Genomic DNA, 22,525 nt, shown 5'->3' with positions numbered 1-22,525 from the left:
GCACCGCAACCGCACCTCACGCCTCCTCAGCCTCGCCATTCGCTCCGCTCGTGGCGTCCCTCGCGGACTCCTCGTGCCCTATCGGGCACTCGGAGGCGCGCCGACCGCACCGCACTCGTTCCCTACTCCACCCGAACGGTTCGACTCGCGCGCACGGGCATCAGCGGCAGGTCGGGGAAGACCACCTCGACGACGAACTCCAGCTCGTCGGCGTCCGGCGGGCCGAACACGCCGACCGGGGTCGTCGTCTCCCCGTCGAGGTACGTCGCGGTCTCGGTCATCTCCACGTCGTTGACGGTGACGCGGATCCCGACGCGCGCGCCGCCGCCCGCGGTCGAGACCGCGACCTCGCGGATCTCGTTCTCGCCGACGGCGATGGTCTCGGGGAACGCACCCCAGTCGACCTCGATCCGCGGGCACTCGCGGGCGGCCGCGACGATCCGCTCGGCGACGGAGTCGCTCATCCCGGCGTTGGAAAGCCCGTCGACCCCGGCGTCGACGACCGCGGCCGGCGACGTGAGCCCGGCGTTCGCGAGTCGCTCGGCGCGCCCGGAGCCGACGCCGTCGATCGCGGTGAGCGCGACCGCCTCGCGCGAGACGCCGTGTTCGACTCGCGCCTCGATCCGGCAGGCGAGATTGGCCGCCCGCGGGCCCGAGAAGCGGTCGAGGAACTCCGAGAGCGCGGCGAGCAGCCGCAGGGCGTTCTGACGGATCACCCACGCGTCCGAGCGGAGGTCCGACGGCGTCGAGTCGGCCATCCCCGCCAGCAGGATGGCGAACACCTTCCGGTGGCCGTCCTCGAGGTCGGTGTCGTGACCCTCGAGGATCCGGTCGACCGCGTCGGACTCGGAGGAGCGCGCCGAGACCGAGTCGAACTCGCCGGCGGCGGCGACCGTCTCCAGGACCGCGTCGACGGTGAGCCGGTCGCGCCCGGCGAGGTCGCGGAACTGTCGGGCGGTCTCGAGGCGCATGTAGTACTTCGAGGCGAGCCGGCCGAGCGTCGTCGGCTCGACTCCGAGGTCGTCGGCGGCCGCGACGAACCCCTCCTCGACCAGCGAGTCGAGGGTGTCGCGCACGCGGTCGCGGAGGGTCGCGAAGTCGTACGCCTCCGGCTCCGAGCGCGCGCGGACGTAGTAGAACGTCGTCTCCAGCCACTCCATCACGTCCTCGAGCCCGCGGATCGTCCCCATCGCGACCTCGGCGTTGAGGTGGGACTCGAGCTCCGCCGCGAGCCGCGACTCGATCTCCTTGCCGTCCCGGAGGAGCGTGCGGTACTTGTCGGCGTCCGCGCGGTCACACACCACCCAGCCGTACCCCACGTCGTCGTAGCCGGGCCGGCCGGCACGCCCGAGCATCTGGAGCACGTCGAGCGGCGAGATGTCGGTCTCGCCCTCCAGCGGGTCGTGGTACTTCGTGTCGCGGATCACGACGCAGCGCGCCGGGAGGTTCACGCCCCACGCGAGCGTGGACGTCGAGAAGAGCAGCTTGATCTTCCCCTCCTTGAACCACGCCTCGACGCGGTCGCGGTCGCCCTTCGAGAGCCCGGCGTGGTGGAAGCCGACGCCGTCGAGGACTGACTGCCGCAGGGTGTCGTTCGAGAGCTCCGTCGCCGCGTTGTGGAAGTCGTAGTCGCCCCGCGAGTCGATCGGGACGTCACGCTCCGTGATCTCGTCGCGCGCCTTCTTCGCGGCTTGGACCGTGTCCTGTCGCGAGGAGACGAACACCAGCGCCTGCCCGTCCTCGCGGACGTGCGGCTCGGCCAGGTCGATCGCGCGGTAGAGCCGGCGGTACTTGTCGGCGAACGCGTTCGACCCGTGGCTGTACGTCTTGACGCCGGTCTCGAGGTCGACCGGGCGGTACTCGTCGCCGAAGGAGTAGGTGGTCTCCGGCGGCGCGTCGAGCCACTCGGCGACGTCGTCGACGTTCGGCATCGTCGCCGAGAGCGCGACGACGCGCGGGTCCTGGAGCCGACGGAGCCGCGAGACGGTGACCTCGAGCACCGCGCCGCGCTTCTCCGAGTCGAGAAGGTGGACCTCGTCGATGACGACGCAGTCGACGTCGGTGATGAAGCTGTACCGCGCCGAGTCGTGTTTGCGGGTCGCGCTGTCGGCCTTCTCGGGCGTCGTCACGAGCACGTCGGCGCGCTCGGCCCGCCGGGGGTTGAGGTCGCGCTCGCCGGAGACGACGTACACGGAGTACCCCAGCTCCTCGAACCGCTCCCACTCGCTCTCCTTCTCGTTCGTGAGCGCCCGCAGCGGCGCGATGAACAGCGCCGTCCCTCCCGCGGCGAGGGTCTTACAGATCGCGAGCTCGGCGAGCGCCGTCTTCCCCGAGGCGGTCGGCGCGGACGCGACGACGTTGTGGTCGGTCTCGACGATCCCCGGAAGCGCCTCGCGTTGCATCCGGTTGAACTCCTCGAACCCGAAGGCGTCGGCGAACTCCGGCACCGCGTCCGCGACCTTCATTCGGTACCACGCCCGTGGGGAGTCCCTCCGAAACCGAGGCTGGTTCGCATCACTCCCAGAGGGGGGCTTCGAGGGCAAAGGCGTTTCTCATGCGGACGGGTCTCCCCGAGGGTCGGTCCGGACCCTGGCCGTTTAGGTGATCGCGGGTGGACGGGGAGGTATGATACCCGGCTCACCGCTCGTCGTCGCCGCGGCCGCCGCGGTCGTTCTGCTCGTCCTGCTAGCCGTCGTCACCCGCGTTCGCGGCTCCTCCTCGGAGGCGCGCGAGTCCGAGCGGGCTCACGAGGCGGCCCAGGAGCGCGATCCACCGGTCGAGATCGGCGAGACCTACGAGTTCGGCGTGACGGAGCTCACCGATCACCACTCCGGGAGCGAGGTCGCCGTCGGCAAGGTCGAGGGGTTCGTCGTCTTCACGGAGGACGTCCCGAACGATATCGGAAAGGGCGACGTGATCCGCGCGAAGGTGCTCTCGTTCAACGAGGGGCGGACCTCCGCGGACGCGACGTTCGTGACGAAGGCGTGAGGACGACGCCGTGGACGGGGCAGCGAGCGATCGGCAAGCCGGACCACCTCCGCCCCGAGCATGAGGTTCATACGTGATGCCGACGAATGGCTGCCGTAATGGCTCAGGCCGGGAATCAGGACCTCACGGAGCGGTTCATTCAGTTCTACCGTAACTACTACCGCGAGGAGATCGGCACCCTCGCACAGAAGTACCCCAACGAACAGCGCTCGCTGTACGTCGAGTACGACGACCTCTTCCAGTTCGACCGCGACCTCGCCGAGGACTTCCTCACGAAGCCCGACCAGATGCGCGAGTACGCCGAGGAGGCGCTGCGGCTGTACGACCTCCCCGCGGACGTCAGCCTCGGTCGCGCGCACGTCCGGCTCCGGAACCTGCCCGAGAACATCGACATTCGCGGGATCCGGGTCCACGACGACCACATCGGCAAGCTCGTCTCGGTTCAAGGGATCGTCCGCAAGGCGACCGACGTCCGCCCGAAGGTGACGGAGGCGGCCTTCGAGTGCCAGCGCTGCGGGACGATGACGTACATCCCACAGAGCGACGGCGGCTTCCAGGAGCCCCACGAGTGTCAGGGGTGTGAACGGCAGGGCCCCTTCCGCGTCAACTTCGACCAGTCGGAGTTCATCGACTCCCAGAAGCTCCGGATCCAGGAGTCGCCCGAGGGGCTCCGCGGCGGCGAGACGCCTCAGTCGCTCGACGTCGACATCGTCGACGACATCACCGGCAAGGTGAGCCCCGGCGACCACGTCACCTGCGTCGGCGTCCTCCACATCGAGCAGGTCGAGCAGGGCAACGAGAAGTCCGCCATCTTCGATCTCTACATGGACGGCGTCTCCATCGCCATCGAGGACGAGGAGTTCGAGGACATGGACATCACCGACGCGGACCGCCGGGAGATCATCGAGCTCTCGAACCGCGACGACATCTACGACGCGATGGTCGACTCCATCGCGCCCGCCATCTACGGCTACGAGGAGGAGAAGCTCGCGATGATCCTCCAGCTCTTCTCCGGCGTCACCAAACACCTCCCCGACGGCTCGCGGATCCGCGGCGACCTCCACATGCTCCTTATCGGGGATCCGGGAACTGGAAAGTGTGTTCACGGAGACACGCGTATCACGCTCGGAGACGGTCGAGAACGTCAAATAAGGGAACTCGTCGAGGAGAACCTCGACGATCCCAAGGAAGTAGATGACGGCGTTTGGGACGACGTCGACTTCGAGGTTCCTGCCCTCCAGCAGGAGGGATCGATCGCACGGTCGCGAGCGACGAAGGTCTGGAAGCGAGAAGCCCCCGAAACGATGTATCGGATAGAAACCGCGTCGGGACGGAGGATCGAAGTGACGCCGTCTCACCCCTTGTTCGTCCAGCGCAACGCACGGTTCACTCCGGTGGTGGCCGACGATCTGGACGCGGGCGAGTTCGTGGCGGCTCCCGGCCGACTCGACCTCGACGCCGATGACACGCTTGACGTCGACTTCCGTAGGGCACGGTCGTACAACGCGGTTCGTCTCGACCCTCCGACGCAGTGGACTACGGCGCTAGCTCGTCTCATTGGATACGTCGTAGCGGAGGGATACGTGGAGAAACGTGACGACCACTCCGGCTTCGTTTCGATCACGAACAACGACGAGTCAATCCTCGACGACGCCGGCAACACGCTCGCAAACCTCGGACTCGAATTCACCATCCGAAAACCACACGACGGGAAGAGCGCACGCGAATTGCTCTGCTCCGCGGGAGAGTTCGTCAGCTTCCTCGAAGGGATCGACGAGACTATACTCGAAAACTCGTCAGGAAGGCGAGTTCCTCAGAGTATCTTCGGCACCTCTGAGGCTATCACGGCAGCATTCGTCAAAGGATTTGTCGAGGGAGAAGGTCACGTCTCGACCTCACAACGCGAGATAACCGTCGCGTCGATGAGCGAGGAGTTGCTCACGGGTGTTCGTTCTCTCCTGCTTCAGCACGGGATAACTACCCAAATACACGAGCGGCACAACGGCAGTCACCGTCTCCGTATCAGCGGGTCACAGTTCGATCGATACGTTACCGAGATCGGATTCATCACCGATCGGAAACGGACCGCAGCGGAGGAACACCTCCAAACGGATCAGAACACGAACGTGGACGTGGTCCCCGGCGTCGGTCCGACCCTTCGCCGGTTACGTGAGTCGCTCGGGCTGACGCAGTACGAATGCGGCGTCCCGCGGAGCACGTTCCGACACTACGAAGCCGGAAATCGAAACCCGAGTCGGACCGCGCTTCGTCGGATCACCGATGCGTTCGAGGACGCATGTCGATCCTCGAACGGCTCCGAAGCCAAGGTGCTTGCTAGAGCGGACGGCGGCTCTACCGCGCGTGACCTTGCCGCACTGCGTCAATTCGTCGACGGAGACGTTCGATGGGATCGAATCGAGTCGATCGAACGGGTCGAATCCGAGGACGACTGGGTGTACGATCTCGAGGTAACGGGCACGCACAACTACGTCTCGAACGGGATCATCTCACACAACTCCCAGATGATTTCGTATGTAGAAAACATCGCGCCCCGATCGGTCTACACCTCGGGGAAGGGCAGCAGCGCGGCGGGGCTTACGGCTGCAGCCGTCCGCGACGACTTCGGCGACGGCCAGCAGTGGTCGCTCGAGGCCGGTGCGCTCGTGCTCGCCGACAAGGGAATCGCCGCAGTCGACGAGCTCGATAAGATGGACTGCGTCACCGGCGACACGCTGGTTTCGCTCGCGGACGGGCGCGTCGAGCGAATCGACGAACTCGCGCGGGAGGCCGCCGAGGACGGCGACATCGAGGAACTCTCGAACGGTCGCCACATCCGCGACGTCGACCTCGACGTCTGGACGATGGACGAGGACGGGAAGCTGGTCGAGCGACCGGTCTCCGCAGTCCACGAGTACGACGCACCGTCGGAGCTGACTCGAGTGACGATGGAGACGGGCGAGTCGCTGACCGCGACGGCCGATCATCCGTTCTTCGTCCTCGACGACGGGGAGCGCGTCGAGCGCGAGGCGGCTGCGCTCGACGACGGCGACTGGGTGTACGTTCCCCGAGAGGTTCCGACGAAGGCCGCCGACGGCGCCGGGGCGGCGACGATGGCGGGCGACACCGGAAGCGTCGAACCGCTCGACCACGAATCCGTCGATGGCGACGGAATAGACGCCTCGATGGCGAGCGTTCTCGGGTACCTTTCAGGCGATGGGAACGTCTTCTACGACCGCGACGAGGGCGTCTACGGCGTTCGGTTCACCAACACGGACGACGAACTCCTAGATGACTTCGAACGCGCAGCGCGGGCAGCGTTCGACGCGGAGCCGGTCCGTCCGCCGAGCGAGAAACGCGACGGTGGCGTCGAGACGGTCCGTATCACCGGGAAGGCACACGCCGACGCCGTTCTCGACGCCGGAATGAACCTCGGTCGGTACGACGAGAAGTGCTTCCCGACCCTCGTTTCGACCGGAAGCCGCGCGGCGAAGGCGGCGTTCGTCCGGGCGCTCGCCGACAGCGAGGGGCACGTCGACGAGTCGGCCGGAAACGTTCGGATAGCGTCGGCGAGCCGGGATCTGCTTCGAGGCACGCGGAACCTCCTCCGACAGTTCGGCGTGTCGAGCCAGCTCCAGCACCGCGAACGAGACGGACGTCGCGACGTGTACTACCTCACGGTGACCGACGCGGACTCGCTCGCGGCGTTCCGGCGTTTCGTCGGATTCACGGCCACGCGAAAGGCCGAAGCCCTCGACCGCGTCGTCGATTCGGCCGACGGCGATCGCACGATCCTCGACGTGATCCCGGACGTCGGTGACGCGCTCGTGCGGGCTCGCGATTCGCTCCGGCTTCACCAGCGCGAGTGCGGTCTCAACGCGGTCACGTACCACGATTTCGAGAGCGGGGCTGCAAACGTCTCGCTCCACCGAGCCCGTCGGGTGCTTGCGGCGTTCGAGGACCGACGAGAGACGGCCGCCGAGGACCGGCGTCGACTCGACGAGGAACCGACGTGGGAGGCGCTCGCGGATCTCCGATGGCGGTACCACGTCTCGCAGTCCGAACTCGCGGACGGAACCGCGTCGTCCCAACAGCAGATCTCTCGTGCGTGGGGCGAGTGCGACGAGGTCCGTCGAACGGTGATCGAGCGACTCCGAGAGGTCCTCACCGAAGTCGCGGAGACCGACCTCGAGGACCTTCGCGAGTTCGTCCGCGGCGACGTGAAGTGGCGACGGGTGGAGTCGGTCGAAACCGTTCCACCGGAATCGACCGAACACCGCGGCGAGGTACTCCGACAGCGTCTCGCAGACGTCATCGAGGGACCGATAGAGACGGTCGAAGAGCGTGCTCGTGAGCTGCTCGACCGCGGTCCGGTCGGCGAGACGCGGACGGAACTGTCGGCCGCGCTCGATGCGTACGGCGTCAGTCAGGCGGACGTGGCGTTGCGACTCGACGTGAGCCAGGCGACCGTGTCGCGGTGGCTGTCCGGGGCAGTCGAGACGGACCGGCTCGCGGAGCTCCGTGAGGCCGTCGCGGCCGAGGTCGACGCCGTCAAGCCGGAACTCCGGTCGATACTGACGCGGATCGAGGATGGACGACGGCCGAAGGTGTACGACTTGACCGTGGAGGAGACGCACAACTTCGTCGCGAACGGGCTGGTCGTCCACAACTCCTCGGACCGCTCCGCGATGCACGAGGGGCTCGAACAGCAGAAGATCTCCGTCTCGAAGGCGGGGATCAACGCCACGCTCAAGGCGCGGTGCTCGCTGCTCGGCGCGGCGAACCCGAAGTACGGCCGGTTCGACCAGTACGAGCCGATCGGCGAGCAGATCGATTTGGAGCCGGCGCTCATCTCGCGGTTCGACCTGATCTTCACCGTGACCGACCAGCCGGATCCCGAGCACGACTCCCGGCTGGCGAAACACATCATCAAGACGAACTACGCGGGCGAGCTCAACACCCAGCGCGAGGAACTGGCGACCTCGGAGTTCACCTCGGACCAGGTCGCGGAGGTGACTCAGGAGGTCGCCCCGGCCATCGACGCCGAACTGCTCAGGAAGTACGTCGCGCACGCGAAACGGTCCTGTTACCCGACGATGACGGAGGAGGCGAAGGAGCTCATCGAGGAGTTCTACGTCGACCTCCGCGCGAAGGGCGCCGACGAGGACGCCCCCGTCCCGGTCACCGCCCGGAAGCTGGAGGCGCTCGTCCGGCTCTCGGAGGCGAGCGCGCGGGTCCGCCTCTCGGACACGGTCGAACGCGAGGACGCCGACCGCGCGACCGACATCGTCGAGTCGTGTCTTCAGGACATCGGCGTCGACCCGGAGACGGGCCAATTCGACGCCGACGTCGTCGAGACGGGCACCTCGAAGAGCCAGCGCGACCGCATCAAGAACATCAAGGGGCTCATCGCGGACATCGAGACGGAGTACGAGGAGGGCGCGCCCGTCGACGAGGTGCTCGACCGCGCGGGCGAGATCGGCATGGATCCCGGGAAAGCGGAAGGGGAGATCGAGAAGCTCCGGACCAAAGGCGAAGTGTACGAGCCACAGCAGGGCCACCTGCGGACGACGTAGATGGACCGCATCTCCGCGCTACGGAACGTCGAGGACGCCCTCCGTGCGTTCGAGAACGGCGAGGAGGACCTCTCGGAAACCGAGCGTCGCGTCGCGGCCGTGCTCCGGACGTACGCGACGGAGTTCGACGGCGAGGACGCCGTCTTCCGCGCGGTCGGCGACCCGCCGGTCGACGGACGCGTCGTCGTCGCACCCTCCGAGCCGGCGGCGCGCGAGCGAGTGCTGGCGGCCGCCGGGATCGAACCTCTCCGGGACGCCGATCCTCCGACGGACCGCGATATCCCCGAGTTCGACCTCGAACGCGTCTGAGCCCGGCCTCTGTCGGGCGATCAGGGCCACCGATCGCCGTCCGCCTTCGGAAACGATTTATTCCATAACCGAGCACCGACGGTCGTGTTACTGGTCGTGACGTACTCGGAAGCGGCCCGGACCGGGCTCCGCAACGCGTGCCGCCGCCACGACGATCAGGTGGTCAGGCGGTTCGGCCGCGCGGCGCTGCTCGAAGCGACCGCCTACGGCGCGTTCTTGGCGTTACGGCTCCGCGAGACACACGGGAACGCCGTCCAGATCGAGCGGACCGAGCCGTTCAACGAGTTCGCGCTCGTCGACGACGCGATCAGGGAGGCCGCGAGCGCCTACGCCGACCGGGACGCGAGATCGACGCCGTACGCGTCGTTCGCTGCCGGCACGGATCACCCCGATCCGGATGTGATGAAACGCCGAGAGCTGTGACCGCTCCCGGAATCGAGGGCGAGTCGGTTGCCGGCTCCCACGACGCACCGATCCCGAACCCGGAGGCCGTTCTCGGTCGGGTTCCGACCGGGACGAGCCTGCGGCGGGAGCTCGCCGCCGCGGCCCGCTCCCGCGGCCGGACAGCGTCGGTCGCCGACGAGATCGCGGCGATCTACGCGGATCTGACGACGATCGAGGTCCCGGAGGTCGACCTCGAGAGCGCTCGACGACGCCTCGCCGACGCCACCGGAGAGGAGGACCGGTTGAAAGAACGCGTCGCGGCCGCCCGCGGTGACGTCCGGACTCGACGGGCGGTCGACGCCGATCCCGCGGCGGCGCTCGCCGATCTCGAGTCGGCCGCGGCGGAGCTGTCCGAGGCGCAGACCGCCCGGATCGCCGCCGAACAGACGCTCGCACGGGAGCGCGAGCGGGCGGCAGCGGCGCGTGACGAACGAGAGCGCCGGCTCGCCCTCCGCGATCGGCTGGAAAACCGGAGGCGGGACGCGCGGACGGAGCTCGCGCTCGAGGTGTACCCCGCGTTCCGCGAGGCGTTGTCGGCGGTTCCGGGAGGCGATCCCGCCGACGCCGGAGCGACCCCGAGCGAGTACGACGGCCCCGCTCTCGCCGCCTCGCTCGCGGCGATACGGATCGCGGACGTCGAGGGCCCGGTGACCCTCCAGCCGGCGGCGGCCACCGCCCTCGATGCGCGGAGTGGGAGGCGTCCGGAGGCGGTCCTCGGCGTTCCCGTGACTCGCCCGGACCTTTAGATAGGATGCGGCTCCAGCCGGCGCATGAGCGTGGATCTCTCCTGGACCGCCGAACGCGAGGACGGCGTGCGATTCGTCGCCTGTCGCGTCCACAACGCCGCCGCCGTCCCTCGACGCGTGCGCGTCCGGAGCCGGACCGAGGGGCCGGTCCTCCCGCCGCGGCGGTCGGGCGTTCCGGAGGCGGGGTGGGACGCCGCGGGCGTGACGCTCCGTCTCGAACCGGACGAGCACCGCGGTGTCGGGTTCGCCGTCGTTCCGCCGGCCGACGGGCCGGCCGTCGACCCGCCGGTCGAGATCGTGGACGCTCACCCGATCGACGACGCCGACGCGCCCGACGCCACGGCGGACGCGGCGGTCCGGTCCCTCGGCGACCATCGTCCGCCGCGTGACGCGCTCGTCGGTTCCGGAGGGACGACCCCGTCCGTAGCCGTCGATGAGTACGCGGAGAACGCCCCCGACGTCGTCGAGGCACCGTTGATCGAGGACGATGCGGCACCGCTGATCGAGGACGATGATCCACCTTCCGGACCGGCCGGCGACGACGTGGATGACGTAGGCGACGGGACGGACCCTCGTGCTTCTCGATCGGAACTCGAGAACCCTCCCACCGTTTCGTCGGAAGCGGACGGGCTCGCCGAACCGCTCGAGCGGGCGGAACGCCGCCTCGGGCGGATCGAGCGGCGCATCGAGCGAGCGGAGCGGCTGACGGGCGCCGACCTCGCGACGGCGACCGACGCGGTCGACCGTCTCGGCGGCGCGGCGGCGGTCGCGATCCTCGAGGAGCGCGTCGCGGCCGACGCGGCGGCGCTCCGACGGCTGAGCGAGCGCGCGGCGTCGCTGGCTTCGCGCGCGGAGGGCACGGACGTGCCGACCGAGGCGCTGGAGCGGCTCGCGTGATCCTTGCCGTCGCGGGCGGCAAGGGCGGCGTCGGGAAGACGACGCTCGCGTACAACGTCGCGGCCGCGCTCGACGCGGTCGTCGTCGACGCCGACCTCGGCATGGCGGACCTCCCGGCCGGTCGGGGCCCCGACCTCCACGACGTGCTCGCCGGCCGCGCGTCGGTCGCGGAGACGCTTCGCCCCGGCCCGGTCGCCGTGGTTCCCTGCGGTCGAACGCTCGCCGGCGCGCGGGCGTCCGATCCGACCCGTCTCACCGAGGCCGTCGAGGACGTCGAACGGACGCACGGGACGGTCGTGATCGACTGCCCGGCGGGCCGGCGCGCCGACGCGGGCGTCCCGCTGGCGGTCGCCGACGCCTGCCTCGTGGTCGTCTCGCCGCGGGCGTTCGCGCTGGCCGACGCGATCCGGACCCGCGAGCTGGCGCGCGAGCTCGACGCCGGGCTCGTCGCCTGCGCGGTCAACCGGGTCGTCGAGGAGCCGCCCGTGGACGCCATCGCGGACGCGCTCGGCGCGCCGGCCGCGGTCGTTCCGGCCGACCCGCGCGTCGGCCGCTCGGTCGTCGGGGAACGCCCCGTCGTCGACGCCGCCCCCGACAGCGCGGCCGCCGACGCCGTCCGCGAGCTCGCGCGTCGCGTGCCGCGGTGACGGGGGCGGTCGCGGCCGCAGCCGGCGAGACCGCGTGGTTTTACCGGCGACGCCTCCGACGATCGCCCGATGCTCACGGCCGTCTTCCTCCTTGGCGTCGCCGTTCTCGCGCTCCTCACCGTCGAGATCGGGCCGCTCTACGCGGCCGACCGGTTTCGGGACCTCCGCGATCCGACCGATCCCGAGCGTGCGGCGCTCGACGAGCTCCGCCGCGAGGCCGGCCTCGGCGTCGACCGGGTCGCGATCGTGGAGGCCGCCGATCCGGACGCGATCGACGTCTCGGTGAAGGGTCCGCCCCGCCGACGGGTGCTCTTCGTCACCGAGGCCGTCGTCGGGGGTCTCGAGGAGGACGTCGCCGTCGGGCTTCTCGCGGCCGAGGCGGGTCGCGTCGGGACGTACTACGCCGAGTTCCGTGCCGTCGCGGTCGCGGTCGTCGTCGGGGTCCTCGCGGCGATCGTGACGGCGACGATCGCGTTCGACGCCGGCTTTCTCGCGCTCGTCGCGATCGGGCTCGCCTCCTTCTGGGTGGGGCGGCGCGTCCAGTACGCGGCCGACGATCGCGCCGCAGACGCGGTGGGGGCCGATCGAGTCGCCGACGCCTTCGAACGCGTCGCGGAACGACGCGGCGTCGAGCCCGAGACCGGGGACTGGTCGACGTGGTTCGAGGTCCAACCCCCGCTCGGGGACCGGATCGCGGCGCTGCGTCGGCGAGCAGACGGGGAATGAGGTCGCGTCGTTTCGCGGAGATCGCTACTTTGCGGGTCTGGCGACGGCCTCGTCGGCGTCGACTCGCACGTCGTACTCGTCCACGGTGAACGCGAGCGTGACGTCGCCGTCGGAACGATGAGTAACGAGCGCGTCGAGCGCGTCGGGATCGACGTGGTCGTACAGGACGATCCCCGCCTCCTCGTCGAGCGCGTCGGAATCGACGCCGGCGAGGTCGGCTACCGCGTCGGCGACTGCGAGGCTCGGCGGTCGCTCGTCACGACCGTGGGCGACGTGGACCGACTCCGAAGTCGGACCGTCGTCAGAGACGTCCGTCGTAGCGCTGCTCATACCGTCCCGACCGCACGTCTCTATATAATACTTCATTTTCTGTTATCACTACGGATAATCGCCCGGCGCGTCGAGAGGGCCCGCGTCCGGCACGGCGAGTCGAGCGAAACGTATAATTGGGCACACGGTTCACGGGAGCACATGGCACCCGAACGCGCCAGCGTGAGTATCGCCAGGGAAGCCGTCGGCGACGCGTTCGGGCCGTTTTTCGTGTGAGCCGCGCGCGGCGGAGCCGCCCCGCCGCGGGGCGGTGAAACCGCGCGGTTCGATCGCCGCGTACCGCGCCGGCGACGTGCCGGAACCGTTACCACGCAGCCACACACGTATCCACACAACCGAATGCGACTCCCGGAACGACAGCTCGCGGTCCTCGAAGCCGCAAGCGCGACGGACGAACGGACGATGGACGAGATCGCGGCCGAGACGGGCCTGAAACCCGAGACGGTCACCGGCGCGGCCTTCGATCTGCGCGACGAGGGGCTGCTCACCGTGACGGAGACGACGACCGAGGTCGCCGAACTCACCGAGGAGGGGCGCGAGTACGTTGCCGAGGGACTCCCCGAGACCAGGCTCTACCGCGCTGCGGTCGACGCCGGCGCGGCCGACGAGGCCGTTTCGATGGGCGAGGTCATCGGTCGCGCCGACCTGGCGGGCCCCGAGGTCGACATCGCGCTCGCGAACCTCCCGCGGAAGGGGTTCGGGACGATCGATTCGGGCGAGCTCGCCGTCGATCCGGACGCCGACCCGGACGCCGATCCCGAGGCGGCGGCGCTCGAGACGCTCGCCGACGGCGGGCGCGTCGACGACGCGTCCGTCCTCGACCGGCTCGCCTCGCGCGGGCTCGTCGACCTCGCGGAGCACACGACGCGCGCGGTCATGCTCACCGACGCCGCCGTCGACGCGCTGATGGAGGGCGTCGAGGCGGCCGAGACGGTCGGCCAGGTGACGCCGGACCTCCTCGCGAGCGGGACGTGGGCGGACGTCGAGTTCGCCGAGTACAACGTCGAAGCGGACGCTCCCGCGGTCGAGGGCGGCCGGAAACACGTCCTCCGGCGGACCGCCGACCGCGTGAAGGACGTGCTCGTCGGCATGGGCTTCCAGGAGATGGAAGGTCCCCACGCCGACAGCGACTTCTGGATCAACGACTGCCTGTTCATGCCGCAGGACCACCCGGCCCGGACCCACTGGGACCGCTTCGCGCTCGACGTCGAGCCGATGGCGGAGATCCCCGAGGCCCTGATCGATCGGGTCGAGACCGCCCACCGCGACGGGTGGGGCGAGGACGGCGACGGCTACCACTCGCCGTGGTCGGAGGAGTTCGCCCGCGAAGTCGCCCTGCGCGGACACACCACCTCGCTGTCGATGCGGTACCTCTCGGGGTACGCCGGCGCGGAGCTGGAGCCGCCCCAGCGCTACTTCTCCGTCGAAAAGGTGTACCGCAACGACACGCTCGACCCGACGCACCTCCTGGAGTTCTTCCAGATCGAGGGATGGGTGATGGCCGAGGACCTCTCCGTCCGCGACCTGATGGGCACCTTCGAGGAGTTCTACCGCCAGTTCGGGATCACGGACATCCGCTTCAAGCCGCACTACAACCCCTACACCGAGCCCTCCTTCGAGCTGTTCGGCGACCACCCCGAGACCGGCGAGGAGATCGAGATCGGCAACTCCGGCATCTTCCGCGAGGAGGTGACCGGTCCGCTCGGCGTCGACTGCGACGTGATGGCGTGGGGGCTCGCCCTGGAGCGACTCGCGATGCTCACCACCGGCGCGGAGGACATCCGCGACCTCCACGGGACGCTCGCCGACATCGACTTCCTGCGGAACGCGGAGGTGAGCTACTGATGCCCGTCGTCGACGTCGACCCCGACGCGCTCCGGGGGCTCACCGGCCGTACCGACAAGACCGACGAGGAGTTCAGAGAGGACCTGTTCGGGCTCGGCTTGGAGTTCGAGGGGGAGACCGACGACGGCGACCTCCGGTTCGAGTTCGCGCCGGACCGGCTCGACCGGCTCTCGGTCGAGGGCGTCGCCCGCTCGCTGCGCTACCACTACGGGGACGACCGCGGGGTGTACGTCCCCGACACCAACGACGCCGAGTGGACGATCGAGGTCGACGAGTCGGTTCCCGACGAGCGTCCCTACGTCACGGGCGCGGTGGTCCGCGGCGTCGACCTCGACGAGGCCGGACTGGAGTCGCTGATCCAGCTCCAGGAGAAGCTTCACGCCACGATGGGTCGCGGCCGCGCGAAGGGCGCGATCGGGATCCACGACCTGGCGATGGTCAAGGGCGCGCCGCTTCGGGAGGGTGCGGAGCGCTCGATCACCTACCGCGGGATCGAGCCGGACGGCGAGACGTTCGTCCCGCTGGACTCGACCGACGAGTTGACGCCGGCCGAGGTGCTCGAGGAGCACGACACCGGCCGAACGTACGCCGACATCGTGAGCGAGTACGACCGCTATCCGGCGATCTACGACGAGCTCGGGCTGTTCTCGTTCCCGCCCGTGATCAACGGGAGACGGACCGAGGTGGACACCGAATCCCGCGAGCTGCTCGTCGAGCTCACCGGCACGGACCAGTGGACGATAGACAAGATGTGTACGATCGTCTGTTACGCGCTCTCCGCGCGCGGCGCGACGATCGAGGAGGTCGAGATCGCGTACGCCGACGGCGCGACCCATCCGGAGGAGTACGGCTCCGACCTAGTCCGACCGAACCTCGAGATCGACGAGAAGTCGGTGACCCACGACCGGATCGAGACGCTGCTCGGCGTCGACTTCGAGCCGGAAGAGATCGTCGACTGCTTCGAGCGCTCCGGGCTGGACGCGACGTACTCGCTCGGCGAGGAGGTGACCTACGACGTGGAGATCCCGCCGTACCGCGTCGACGTGCTCCACCCGCTCGATCTGGTCGACGACGTGGGGCGCGCGCACGGCTTCGACCGCCTGGAGCCGCGCTACCCCGACGCGGGGACCGTCGGCGGCCGTCACGAGCGCACCCGGCTCGAGGACGCCGTCCGAACGAGCCTCGTCGGGCTCGGCTTCGAGGACCTGCTCAACTTCCACATGACGAGCGGCGAGGAGAACTACGACCGCATGCGGATCGAGCCCGGCACTGGCGGCGCGGCGGTCGACGGGGACGGCGGCGTCCTCGGCGGCGGCGACCCCGTCGAGATCACGGAGCCGTACAGCGAGGAGTACACCCAGCTTCGGACGTGGGCGCTCCCGTCGCTTCTGATCCTGCTCGAGGGCAACACCCACAACGCCTACCCGCAGGACGTCGCCGAGATCGGCTTCGTCGCCGAGCGCGACGAGGCGGAGAACACGGGCGTGGCCGAGTCCCGTCACGTCGCCGGCGCGGTCGCGCGGCGCGACGCCTCCTACGAGGCCGCGAAGGGCCGACTCCAGGCGGTGTGTGACGACTTCGGCGCGGACCTCGAGACCCCACGAACGGACCACCCGACGTTCATCGACGGCCGGACCGCCGGCGTCGTCGTCGACGGCGAGTCGGTCGGCGTGATCGGCGAGGTCCATCCGGAGGTCCTCGTCGAGCACGATCTGGAGGTTCCCGTCGCCGCCTTCGAGTTCGACCTCGACGCGCTGCGCTGACCGGATTCGGGTCGCGAGACACGCCCGCGGGAACCTCGTCGGGTCTCCGGCCGATCGACGGTACGCCGCCGGCGCGGTGGCCTCCGAAATCCCGCTCCGCACCATCCCGCTCCGCACCTCGCACCTCCCCAGCCTCGGCGGGCGGACGGTCGCGGGCGACCCGCCCGCGACCGGGCGCGCCGACGGTTCCCGGTATGCCGGTCCGACCGAGGGCCGTCGACCTGGAACTCAGAACAGGCCGGGGACCAGAACGTACGTCAGCAGCATGCCGAACAGACCGACGAAGAGGGCGAAAACCGTCATCGGGACGATGGCCTTCCGCAGGAGGTCGCCCTCGCGTCCGGTGATCCCGACGACGCCACAGATGGCGGCGACGTTCAACACCGAGACCATGTTCCCGAGACCGCCGCCGACGTTCTGGAGACTGACGACGATCGTGCGGGAGAGGCCGACCGCCTCGGCGGCGTCGTACTGGAGCACGCTGAACAGGATGTTCGAGGACGTGTTGCTTCCGGTCATGAAGGAACCGATGGCGCCGATCCACGGCGAGATGACGGGGAGCAGCCCGCCGGCACCCATCGCGAGCGCTCGGCTGAGTGCCTCCATCATGCCCAGGAGGCCGGCCGTGTTCGTCTGCGACTGGATCATCACCTGCGTCATCGACACGGCGATGATGAGGGTGAGCGCGGCGGGCGCGACCTGTTCGATCGATCGCCGCCACGCCGCACCCATCTCGCTCGTGTCCATCCCGTGGAGCAGTCCGGTGAGGATGGCGATCGGGATGAACGGCATCGTTCCAGGGAGGTAGAGGTACTGGAGCGTGTACCCGAGATCGGTCCCGAGGATCGAGTCGATGCTGACGGAGAAGCTCTGGATCCACGCGAGAACGTCGACGCCGGCGACCGTGAGGTCGGGCCACCGCGTGAGAAGCAGCGCGACCGCGACGAGCAGGTACGGCGTCCACGCCAGCAGCACGGACATCTCCTTTTTGGGCCGATCCCTGGAGATCTCGTCGAGCTCGAGACCGCCGAGCCACGTGTCGCTCCACGCCGAGTCGTCGGGGAAATCCCACTCCCGCTCGGGAATGAGCACGTCGTTGTTCGCGAGCACGAGACCGACCGCGAGCACGGCGAACCCGGCTGCGATGTCGGGAAGCGCGGGGCCGACGAACCACGCGATCAGAAGCTGTGTCCCCCCGGTGACGGCGCCGAGAAGGAGCGCGAACGGTGCGATCGGAAGCGTGCTACGCGTCGCGTCTCCGAGACTCCGTCCGCCGTCGGCGTCGCCGAACCAGTACGTCAGGAAGAAGACGCCGAGCAGCCCCCAGAACGTGTACGCGATCCCAGTGACGACGCCGGACCACGCGGAGATCATCGAGAGGAACTCGGAGACGCCCATCGAGCCCGACAGCGCCGGTTCGATGACGGCACCGGTGCCGCCGATGACGGGCGTCCCGGCCGCGCCGAACGGTGGGTTCGGGGCGTTAAAGAAGAGCCCGAACACCGCCGCGGCCAACGGGGGGAAGCCGAGACCGATGAAAAGCGGCGCCGCGAGGGCACCCGGCGTGCCGAATCCCGCCGCGCCTTCGATGACCGTCATGAACCCGAGCCCGATGAGCAGCACCTGAACGCGTCGATCCTCCTCTATCTGACCGAAGTACCACCTGATGGTGGCGATCGCGCCGCTTCCTTCGAGGTAGTTCATGAGCAGGATGGCCCCGAAGACGATGAGAATGATGTCGACTGCCTGGAGCGTACCGTAGACGGCCGACGCCAGCAGCCAGTCGGGATCCATTCGCCAGTACGTGAGTCCGATACCGCTCGCGAGCAGCCATCCGACCCCCATCGCGCGGGCCGCCGACCACCGGAGCCCGGCGAGCAGTACGAACGCGACGCCGATCGGGATGACCCCGACGAGTGCCAGTGTGAGCACGTTGGTCATGGTTGGAGTTCTCGACCGTATTCCACCGTCGGACAACGAACTATATGTAATTTTCTTTCTAGATGATAGCAGTCGGCAGAAATCGAGGGATACGACGGCGGAATAATAATAAACATATGTTACATATCTCGCGGAGGAACCGGGTGGAGGGAAACACCCATTAGGCCGTTTCAGTAATCTCCGGTTATGTCAGTCGAGCCAATCGCGACGTTCGAGACGTCGCTCGACGAGATCGGGGTCGAACTCGTTCGGGCGCCCGCGGCGGAGTTCGAGTCGGCGCTCGCCCCGCTTCTCGACGCGCCCGCGGTCGGCACGCCGCTCCCGTTCGCGGGCGTCTCCCTGCCGGACGCCGTGGAGACCGACCCGACGGTGGCGGATCTCGAGGCCGCGAGAACCGGCGTCACCGCCGCCGGATACGGCATCGCCGACTACGGCTCCGTGGTGATCCAGGGCGGCCCCGCCGGGGAGGAGCCGGTCAGCCTCTACGCCGACGAACACGTCGCCGTCGTCGCCGCGAGCGACGTCCTCCCGGACATGGACGCGACGTTCGACCGGCTCGCCGAGGACGCGCGCGAGGGAACCGGACAGGCCGTCATCGCGACCGGGCCGAGCGCGACCGCGGACATGGGCGCGCTCGTGAAGGGGGCGCACGGCCCGATCGAGGTCGCGGTCGTGCTCTTGGAGGACCGGTAGATGAGCGCCGACGACCGCCGACGGAAGGCCGAACGCATCCGCCACCTCCTCGAGACCGAAGGTGACAGCGTCCACGAGAACACGCGGGTGTTCAACGAGGGGCGGTACGAGTCCACCGCGGACCTCGACGACTACGAGGCGCTCAAAGACGAGGCCCGCGCGATAAAGGAGAACGCCATCGAACGCCTCCCCGAACTCCTCGACCGGGTCACGGAGACGGTCGAGGCCAACGGCGGCAGCGTCTACGTCGCCGACGACGCCGCGGACGCGAACCGGTACGTCTCGGAGGTCGTCGACGGCCGGACCGTGGTGAAATCGAAGTCGATGACGAGCGAGGAGATCGACGTGAACGACGCCCTCGAGGAGCGCGGCGCGACCGTCTGGGAGACGGACCTCGCCGAGTTCGTCCTCCAGGTCGCCGACGAGGCCCCCTCACACATCGTCGCGCCGGCCATCCACAAGTCCCGCGAGGAGATCGCGGACCTGTTCAACGAGGTGTTCGACCCCGACGAGCCGCTCGAGACCGCCGAGGAGCTGACGCGGTTCGCGCGCGAATATCTCGGCGAGAAGATTCTGGACGCCGAGGTCGGCATGACCGGCGCGAACTTCGTCGCGGCGGACACCGGCACGCTCGCGTTGGTCACGAGCGAGGGCAACGCCCGCAAGTGCGTGCAGGCCACGGACACCCACGTCGCGGTCGCGGGCGTCGAGAAGATCGTTCCGAGCGTCGAGGACCTCCAGCCGTTCGTCGAACTCATCGGCCGATCGGGGACCGGACAGGACATCACCTCCTACGTCTCGCTTTTCACGCCCCCCGGCGACTCGCCGACGTTCGGCGGGACAGACGGTGACGACGGGCGCGGTTCGAGCGACGAGGTCCGGGAACTCGAGTCGGGCGACGACCGCGAGTTCCACCTCGTGCTCATCGACAACGGCCGCATGGCGATGCGCGAGGACGACGATCTGCGGGAGACGCTGTACTGTATCCGCTGTTCGGCGTGCGCGAACTCGTGTGCGAACTTCCAGCACGTCGGCGGACACGCCTTCGGTGGCGAGACGTACTCCGGCGGTATCGCCACCGGCTGGGAGGCCGGCGTCCACGGGCAGGAGAGCGCCGCCGAGTTCAACGACCTCTGTACGGGGTGTAGCCGGTGCGTGAACCAGTGCCCGGTGAAGATCGACATCCCGTGGATAAACACCGTCGTTCGCGACCGGATCAATCGCGGGAAGGAGGGGAAGTTCGACTTCCTCGTCGAGGGGCTCACGCCGGACGCGGAGCCCGGTGGCGTCGACTTCCAGAAACGCCTGTTCGGGAACTTCGACGCGCTCGCGAGGCTCGGGTCGGCGTTCGCACCGCTCTCGAACTGGGTCGCACGGAGCGCCCCCGCCCGATCGATGATGGAGCGCACGGTCGGCGTCGACAGCCGTCGCGAGCTCCCGCAGTTCGAGCGCGAGTCGCTCGTCGACTGGTTCGCGGACCGCGGACCGCGCGTCGACCCCGACGAGGCCCGCCGGAAGGTGGCGCTTTACCCCGACGCGTACACCAACTACGTGCGCACCGAGCGCGGGAAGGCGGCCGTCCGCGTCCTCGAGTCGCTCGGCGTCCGGGTCGATGTTCCCGCCGCCGGCGAGAGCGGACGCGCCCCGCTTTCACAGGGGATGGTGGCGACCGCCCGGTCCAACGCCGAGGCCGTCTACGAGGCGCTCTCGCCCGCCGTCGCCGCGGGCCGCGACGTCGTCGTGATCGAGCCGTCCGACCTCGCGATGTTCCGTCGGGAGTACGAGCGGCTCCTCCCCGAGGACAACTACGACGCCCTGAGCGAGAACAGCTACGAGGTCATGGAGTACGTCTACGGGCTGTTGGAGGACGGCGCGAACGCTGACGCGCTCTCGGCGGGCGACGGCGAGCGGATCGCCTACCACGGTCACTGCCAGCAGCGAACGCTCGGTCTCGAACCCTACACGCTGGCGGTCCTCGAGGAGCGCGGGTTCGACGTCGTGACCTCGGACGTGGAGTGTTGCGGCATGGCCGGGAGTTTCGGATACAAATCGGAGTACTACGACCTCAGCGTGGACGTCGGCGAGACGCTCGTCGACCAGTTCACGACGGACGACGCCGCGGACCGCACCGTCGTCGCCAGCGGCACGTCGTGTCTGGAACAGCTCGACGCGCTGCTCACGCGCCGCCCCGCGCATCCGGTGCGGCTGCTCGACGCTCGGTAGCACGACGCTCGGTAGCACGCCGTACGATCGTGCGGCGCACGCCCCCGCGACTCACGCCTCGAAGCCGTCCTCCCACCGGAAGGTCCCGTTTCGCTGGACGACCTCGCCGTCGATCTCCAGCCGCGAGTTCGCGCTCACGTCGCTTATCATGTCGACGTGGACCGCGCTCTCGTTGCCGCACTCCCCGTCCGGGAGGCAGGCGTCGTAGGCGCGGCCGACCGCGAGGTGAACCGTGTCGCCCATCTTCTCGTCGAAGAGGATCGAGTCGGTGAACCGATCGATCCCGCGGTTCATGCCGATGCCCAGCTCGCCGAGTCGTCGGGCTCCCGGATCCGTCTCCAACACGCTCTCGAGCGCCTCCTCGCCGGAGTCGGCCGCGAACTCGACCACCTCGCCCGCCTCGAAGACGAGGCGGACGTTCCGGACGCGGGTCGCGTCGATCGTCATCGGCACGTCGAAGAAGACCTCGCCCTCGGCGTCGTAGGGGGCGGTGAACACCTCGCCGGAGGGGAGGTTGTGGGAGTCGTACGCGACGGAGGCGGCGGAGTTGACCGCGGTCCGGCCCGCGATCGACATCGTCACGTCGGTGTCGGGGGCGTCCTCGCGTTCGGTGCGGAGCCGGACCTCCTCGCCCGAATCGAGGACACGCTTCATCTCCGCCATCTCCCCGGCGAGCGCCTCCCAGTCGCGGAGCACGGCGTCGTAGACGAAGTCTCTGTACTCCCCGTAGGCCATCCCCGCCTGCTGGGCGAGGCTTCGGGTCGGGTGGACCGTCGACACCCAGTCGGTGTCCATCCGCGCCTCGCGGACCCCTTGGCGGGTCCTCGCGTAAGCCCTGCGGGTCCTCCGACCGACGTCGGCGGTCGCGGCCGTGTTGCGTCCGCCGCCCAGCCGGAGGTAGACGTCGGCCGCCTCGAAGAGTGCGCGGTCGACGGCGGGATCGGGGAAGCCGGGAGCGGCGGAGTCGGGGTCGTCGAGGCCGTCCTCGTCGCGGGCGTTTTCGGTGGCCGCCTCGCTCCCCTTCAGGTACGCGCGGGTCATCTCCTCGGAGCCGTACAGCGTCGTCACGGCCGCGCCCCGCTCGCCGAGCGCCTCGGCGACGGCGACACCGAGGTCGTGGGCGTCCTCCGCGACGCTCACGACGACGTGGTCCCCCGGATCGACCCGCGCGCTCCAGTCGACGAGCACGTCGGCGTGCTCGCGTACGCGTTCGTCCATGATCGGCGAGTCGCGGGCGGGAGGTAAATCGGTGCCGGCGCGGTGAACGATACGACGACCTCGGCCGTCGACTGAACGGGGTTGTTCGCGGGGCGAACACCACCAAAGCCCCAGCCGCTCGGCGATACGTAGTTGAGGTCACCTCGGAGACCACCACCAAAGCCCCAGCCGCTCGGCGATAC

General features: G+C 69.1%; 16 protein-coding genes. 12 read left to right on the top strand and 4 right to left on the bottom strand.

The features are described from left to right. Positions 1-122: 122 nt before the first annotated feature. Positions 123-2,465 carry a DEAD/DEAH box helicase gene (locus NO889_RS00765; protein ID WP_256410345.1) on the bottom strand — a complete coding sequence of 781 codons (2,343 nt, stop codon included), beginning with the start codon at positions 2,463-2,465 and terminating at the stop codon, positions 123-125. A 160-nt stretch (positions 2,466-2,625) separates the two neighbouring features. Between NO889_RS00765 and NO889_RS00760 the strand changes: the two genes are divergently transcribed. From NO889_RS00760 to NO889_RS00725, 8 genes are all read left to right on the top strand, one after another. Further along, positions 2,626-2,988, top strand: coding sequence for a TRAM domain-containing protein (locus tag NO889_RS00760; RefSeq protein ID WP_256410344.1), 363 nt, complete (start codon positions 2,626-2,628; stop codon positions 2,986-2,988). Between the two features lie 98 nt (positions 2,989-3,086). Then, positions 3,087-8,561 carry an LAGLIDADG family homing endonuclease gene (locus tag NO889_RS00755; protein WP_256410343.1) on the top strand — a complete coding sequence of 1,825 codons (5,475 nt, stop codon included), beginning with the start codon at positions 3,087-3,089 and terminating at the stop codon, positions 8,559-8,561. Next, positions 8,562-8,870, top strand: a complete 309-nt coding sequence (locus NO889_RS00750) for a DUF7854 family protein (protein ID WP_256410342.1) — start codon at positions 8,562-8,564, stop codon at positions 8,868-8,870. 84 nt (positions 8,871-8,954) lie between these two features. Beyond that, positions 8,955-9,293, top strand: a complete 339-nt coding sequence (locus NO889_RS00745; RefSeq protein WP_256410341.1) for a DUF7855 family protein — start codon at positions 8,955-8,957, stop codon at positions 9,291-9,293. Further along, complete coding sequence (locus NO889_RS00740) at positions 9,290-10,060, top strand: DUF7856 family protein (protein WP_256410340.1); 771 nt, start codon at positions 9,290-9,292, stop codon at positions 10,058-10,060. Before NO889_RS00745 ends, NO889_RS00740 begins: the two co-directional genes overlap by 4 nt. A gap of 24 nt (positions 10,061-10,084) precedes the next feature. Beyond that, positions 10,085-10,957 (top strand): DUF7857 domain-containing protein, encoded by an 873-nt coding sequence (locus NO889_RS00735; protein ID WP_303653005.1) that lies wholly within the window; start codon positions 10,085-10,087, stop codon positions 10,955-10,957. After that, positions 10,954-11,604, top strand: a complete 651-nt coding sequence (locus NO889_RS00730) for a nucleotide-binding protein (RefSeq protein ID WP_256410339.1) — start codon at positions 10,954-10,956, stop codon at positions 11,602-11,604. The genes NO889_RS00735 and NO889_RS00730 overlap by 4 nt, the downstream gene beginning before the upstream one ends. Before the next feature lie 69 nt (positions 11,605-11,673). Further along, positions 11,674-12,330 (top strand): M48 family metalloprotease, encoded by a 657-nt coding sequence (locus tag NO889_RS00725; protein WP_256410338.1) that lies wholly within the window; start codon positions 11,674-11,676, stop codon positions 12,328-12,330. Positions 12,331-12,354: 24 nt separating this feature from the next. On the opposite strand, the gene NO889_RS00720 is transcribed toward NO889_RS00725, so the two are convergent. Then, a complete protein-coding gene (locus NO889_RS00720) occupies positions 12,355-12,660 on the bottom strand; it encodes a HalOD1 output domain-containing protein (protein ID WP_256410337.1) in 306 nt (101 codons plus the stop codon). Positions 12,661-12,999: 339 nt separating this feature from the next. On the opposite strand from NO889_RS00720, the gene pheS reads away from it, so the two are divergent. Then, entirely contained in the window at positions 13,000-14,505 is a 1,506-nt protein-coding gene (gene pheS, locus NO889_RS00715) for a phenylalanine--tRNA ligase subunit alpha (protein WP_256410336.1), read from the top strand. Further along, positions 14,505-16,268: a phenylalanine--tRNA ligase subunit beta gene (gene pheT / locus NO889_RS00710; RefSeq protein ID WP_256410335.1), complete on the top strand. Its 1,764-nt coding sequence runs from the start codon at positions 14,505-14,507 to the stop codon at positions 16,266-16,268. The genes pheS and pheT overlap by 1 nt, the downstream gene beginning before the upstream one ends. 228 nt (positions 16,269-16,496) lie before the next feature. Here the strand turns inward: pheT and NO889_RS00705 are convergent, their stop codons facing one another. Beyond that, the gene (locus NO889_RS00705) at positions 16,497-18,209 is read right to left on the bottom strand and encodes an L-lactate permease (RefSeq protein ID WP_256410334.1); all 1,713 of its coding nucleotides are present in this window, start codon (positions 18,207-18,209) and stop codon (positions 16,497-16,499) included. Positions 18,210-18,395: 186 nt separating this feature from the next. Between NO889_RS00705 and NO889_RS00700 the strand changes: the two genes are divergently transcribed. Both NO889_RS00700 and NO889_RS00695 read left to right on the top strand, forming a co-directional pair. Then, positions 18,396-18,902, top strand: a complete 507-nt coding sequence (locus NO889_RS00700; RefSeq protein WP_256410333.1) for a LutC/YkgG family protein — start codon at positions 18,396-18,398, stop codon at positions 18,900-18,902. Further along, positions 18,903-21,125 carry an LUD domain-containing protein gene (locus tag NO889_RS00695; protein WP_256410332.1) on the top strand — a complete coding sequence of 741 codons (2,223 nt, stop codon included), beginning with the start codon at positions 18,903-18,905 and terminating at the stop codon, positions 21,123-21,125. 51 nt (positions 21,126-21,176) lie between these two features. Here NO889_RS00695 and NO889_RS00690 read toward each other — a convergent pair whose 3' ends face one another. Continuing rightward, positions 21,177-22,343, bottom strand: a complete 1,167-nt coding sequence (locus NO889_RS00690) for an aminopeptidase (RefSeq protein ID WP_256410331.1) — start codon at positions 22,341-22,343, stop codon at positions 21,177-21,179. Between the last annotated feature and the right edge of the window lie 182 nt (positions 22,344-22,525).

Origin of the sequence: Halorubrum rubrum, assembly GCF_024494685.1 — an archaeon.
In the GTDB taxonomy this organism is placed as follows: domain Archaea; phylum Halobacteriota; class Halobacteria; order Halobacteriales; family Haloferacaceae; genus Halorubrum; species Halorubrum rubrum.
The sequence above is the reverse complement of the archived record's forward strand: the minus strand, read 5'-3'. Positions and strand labels throughout refer to the sequence as shown.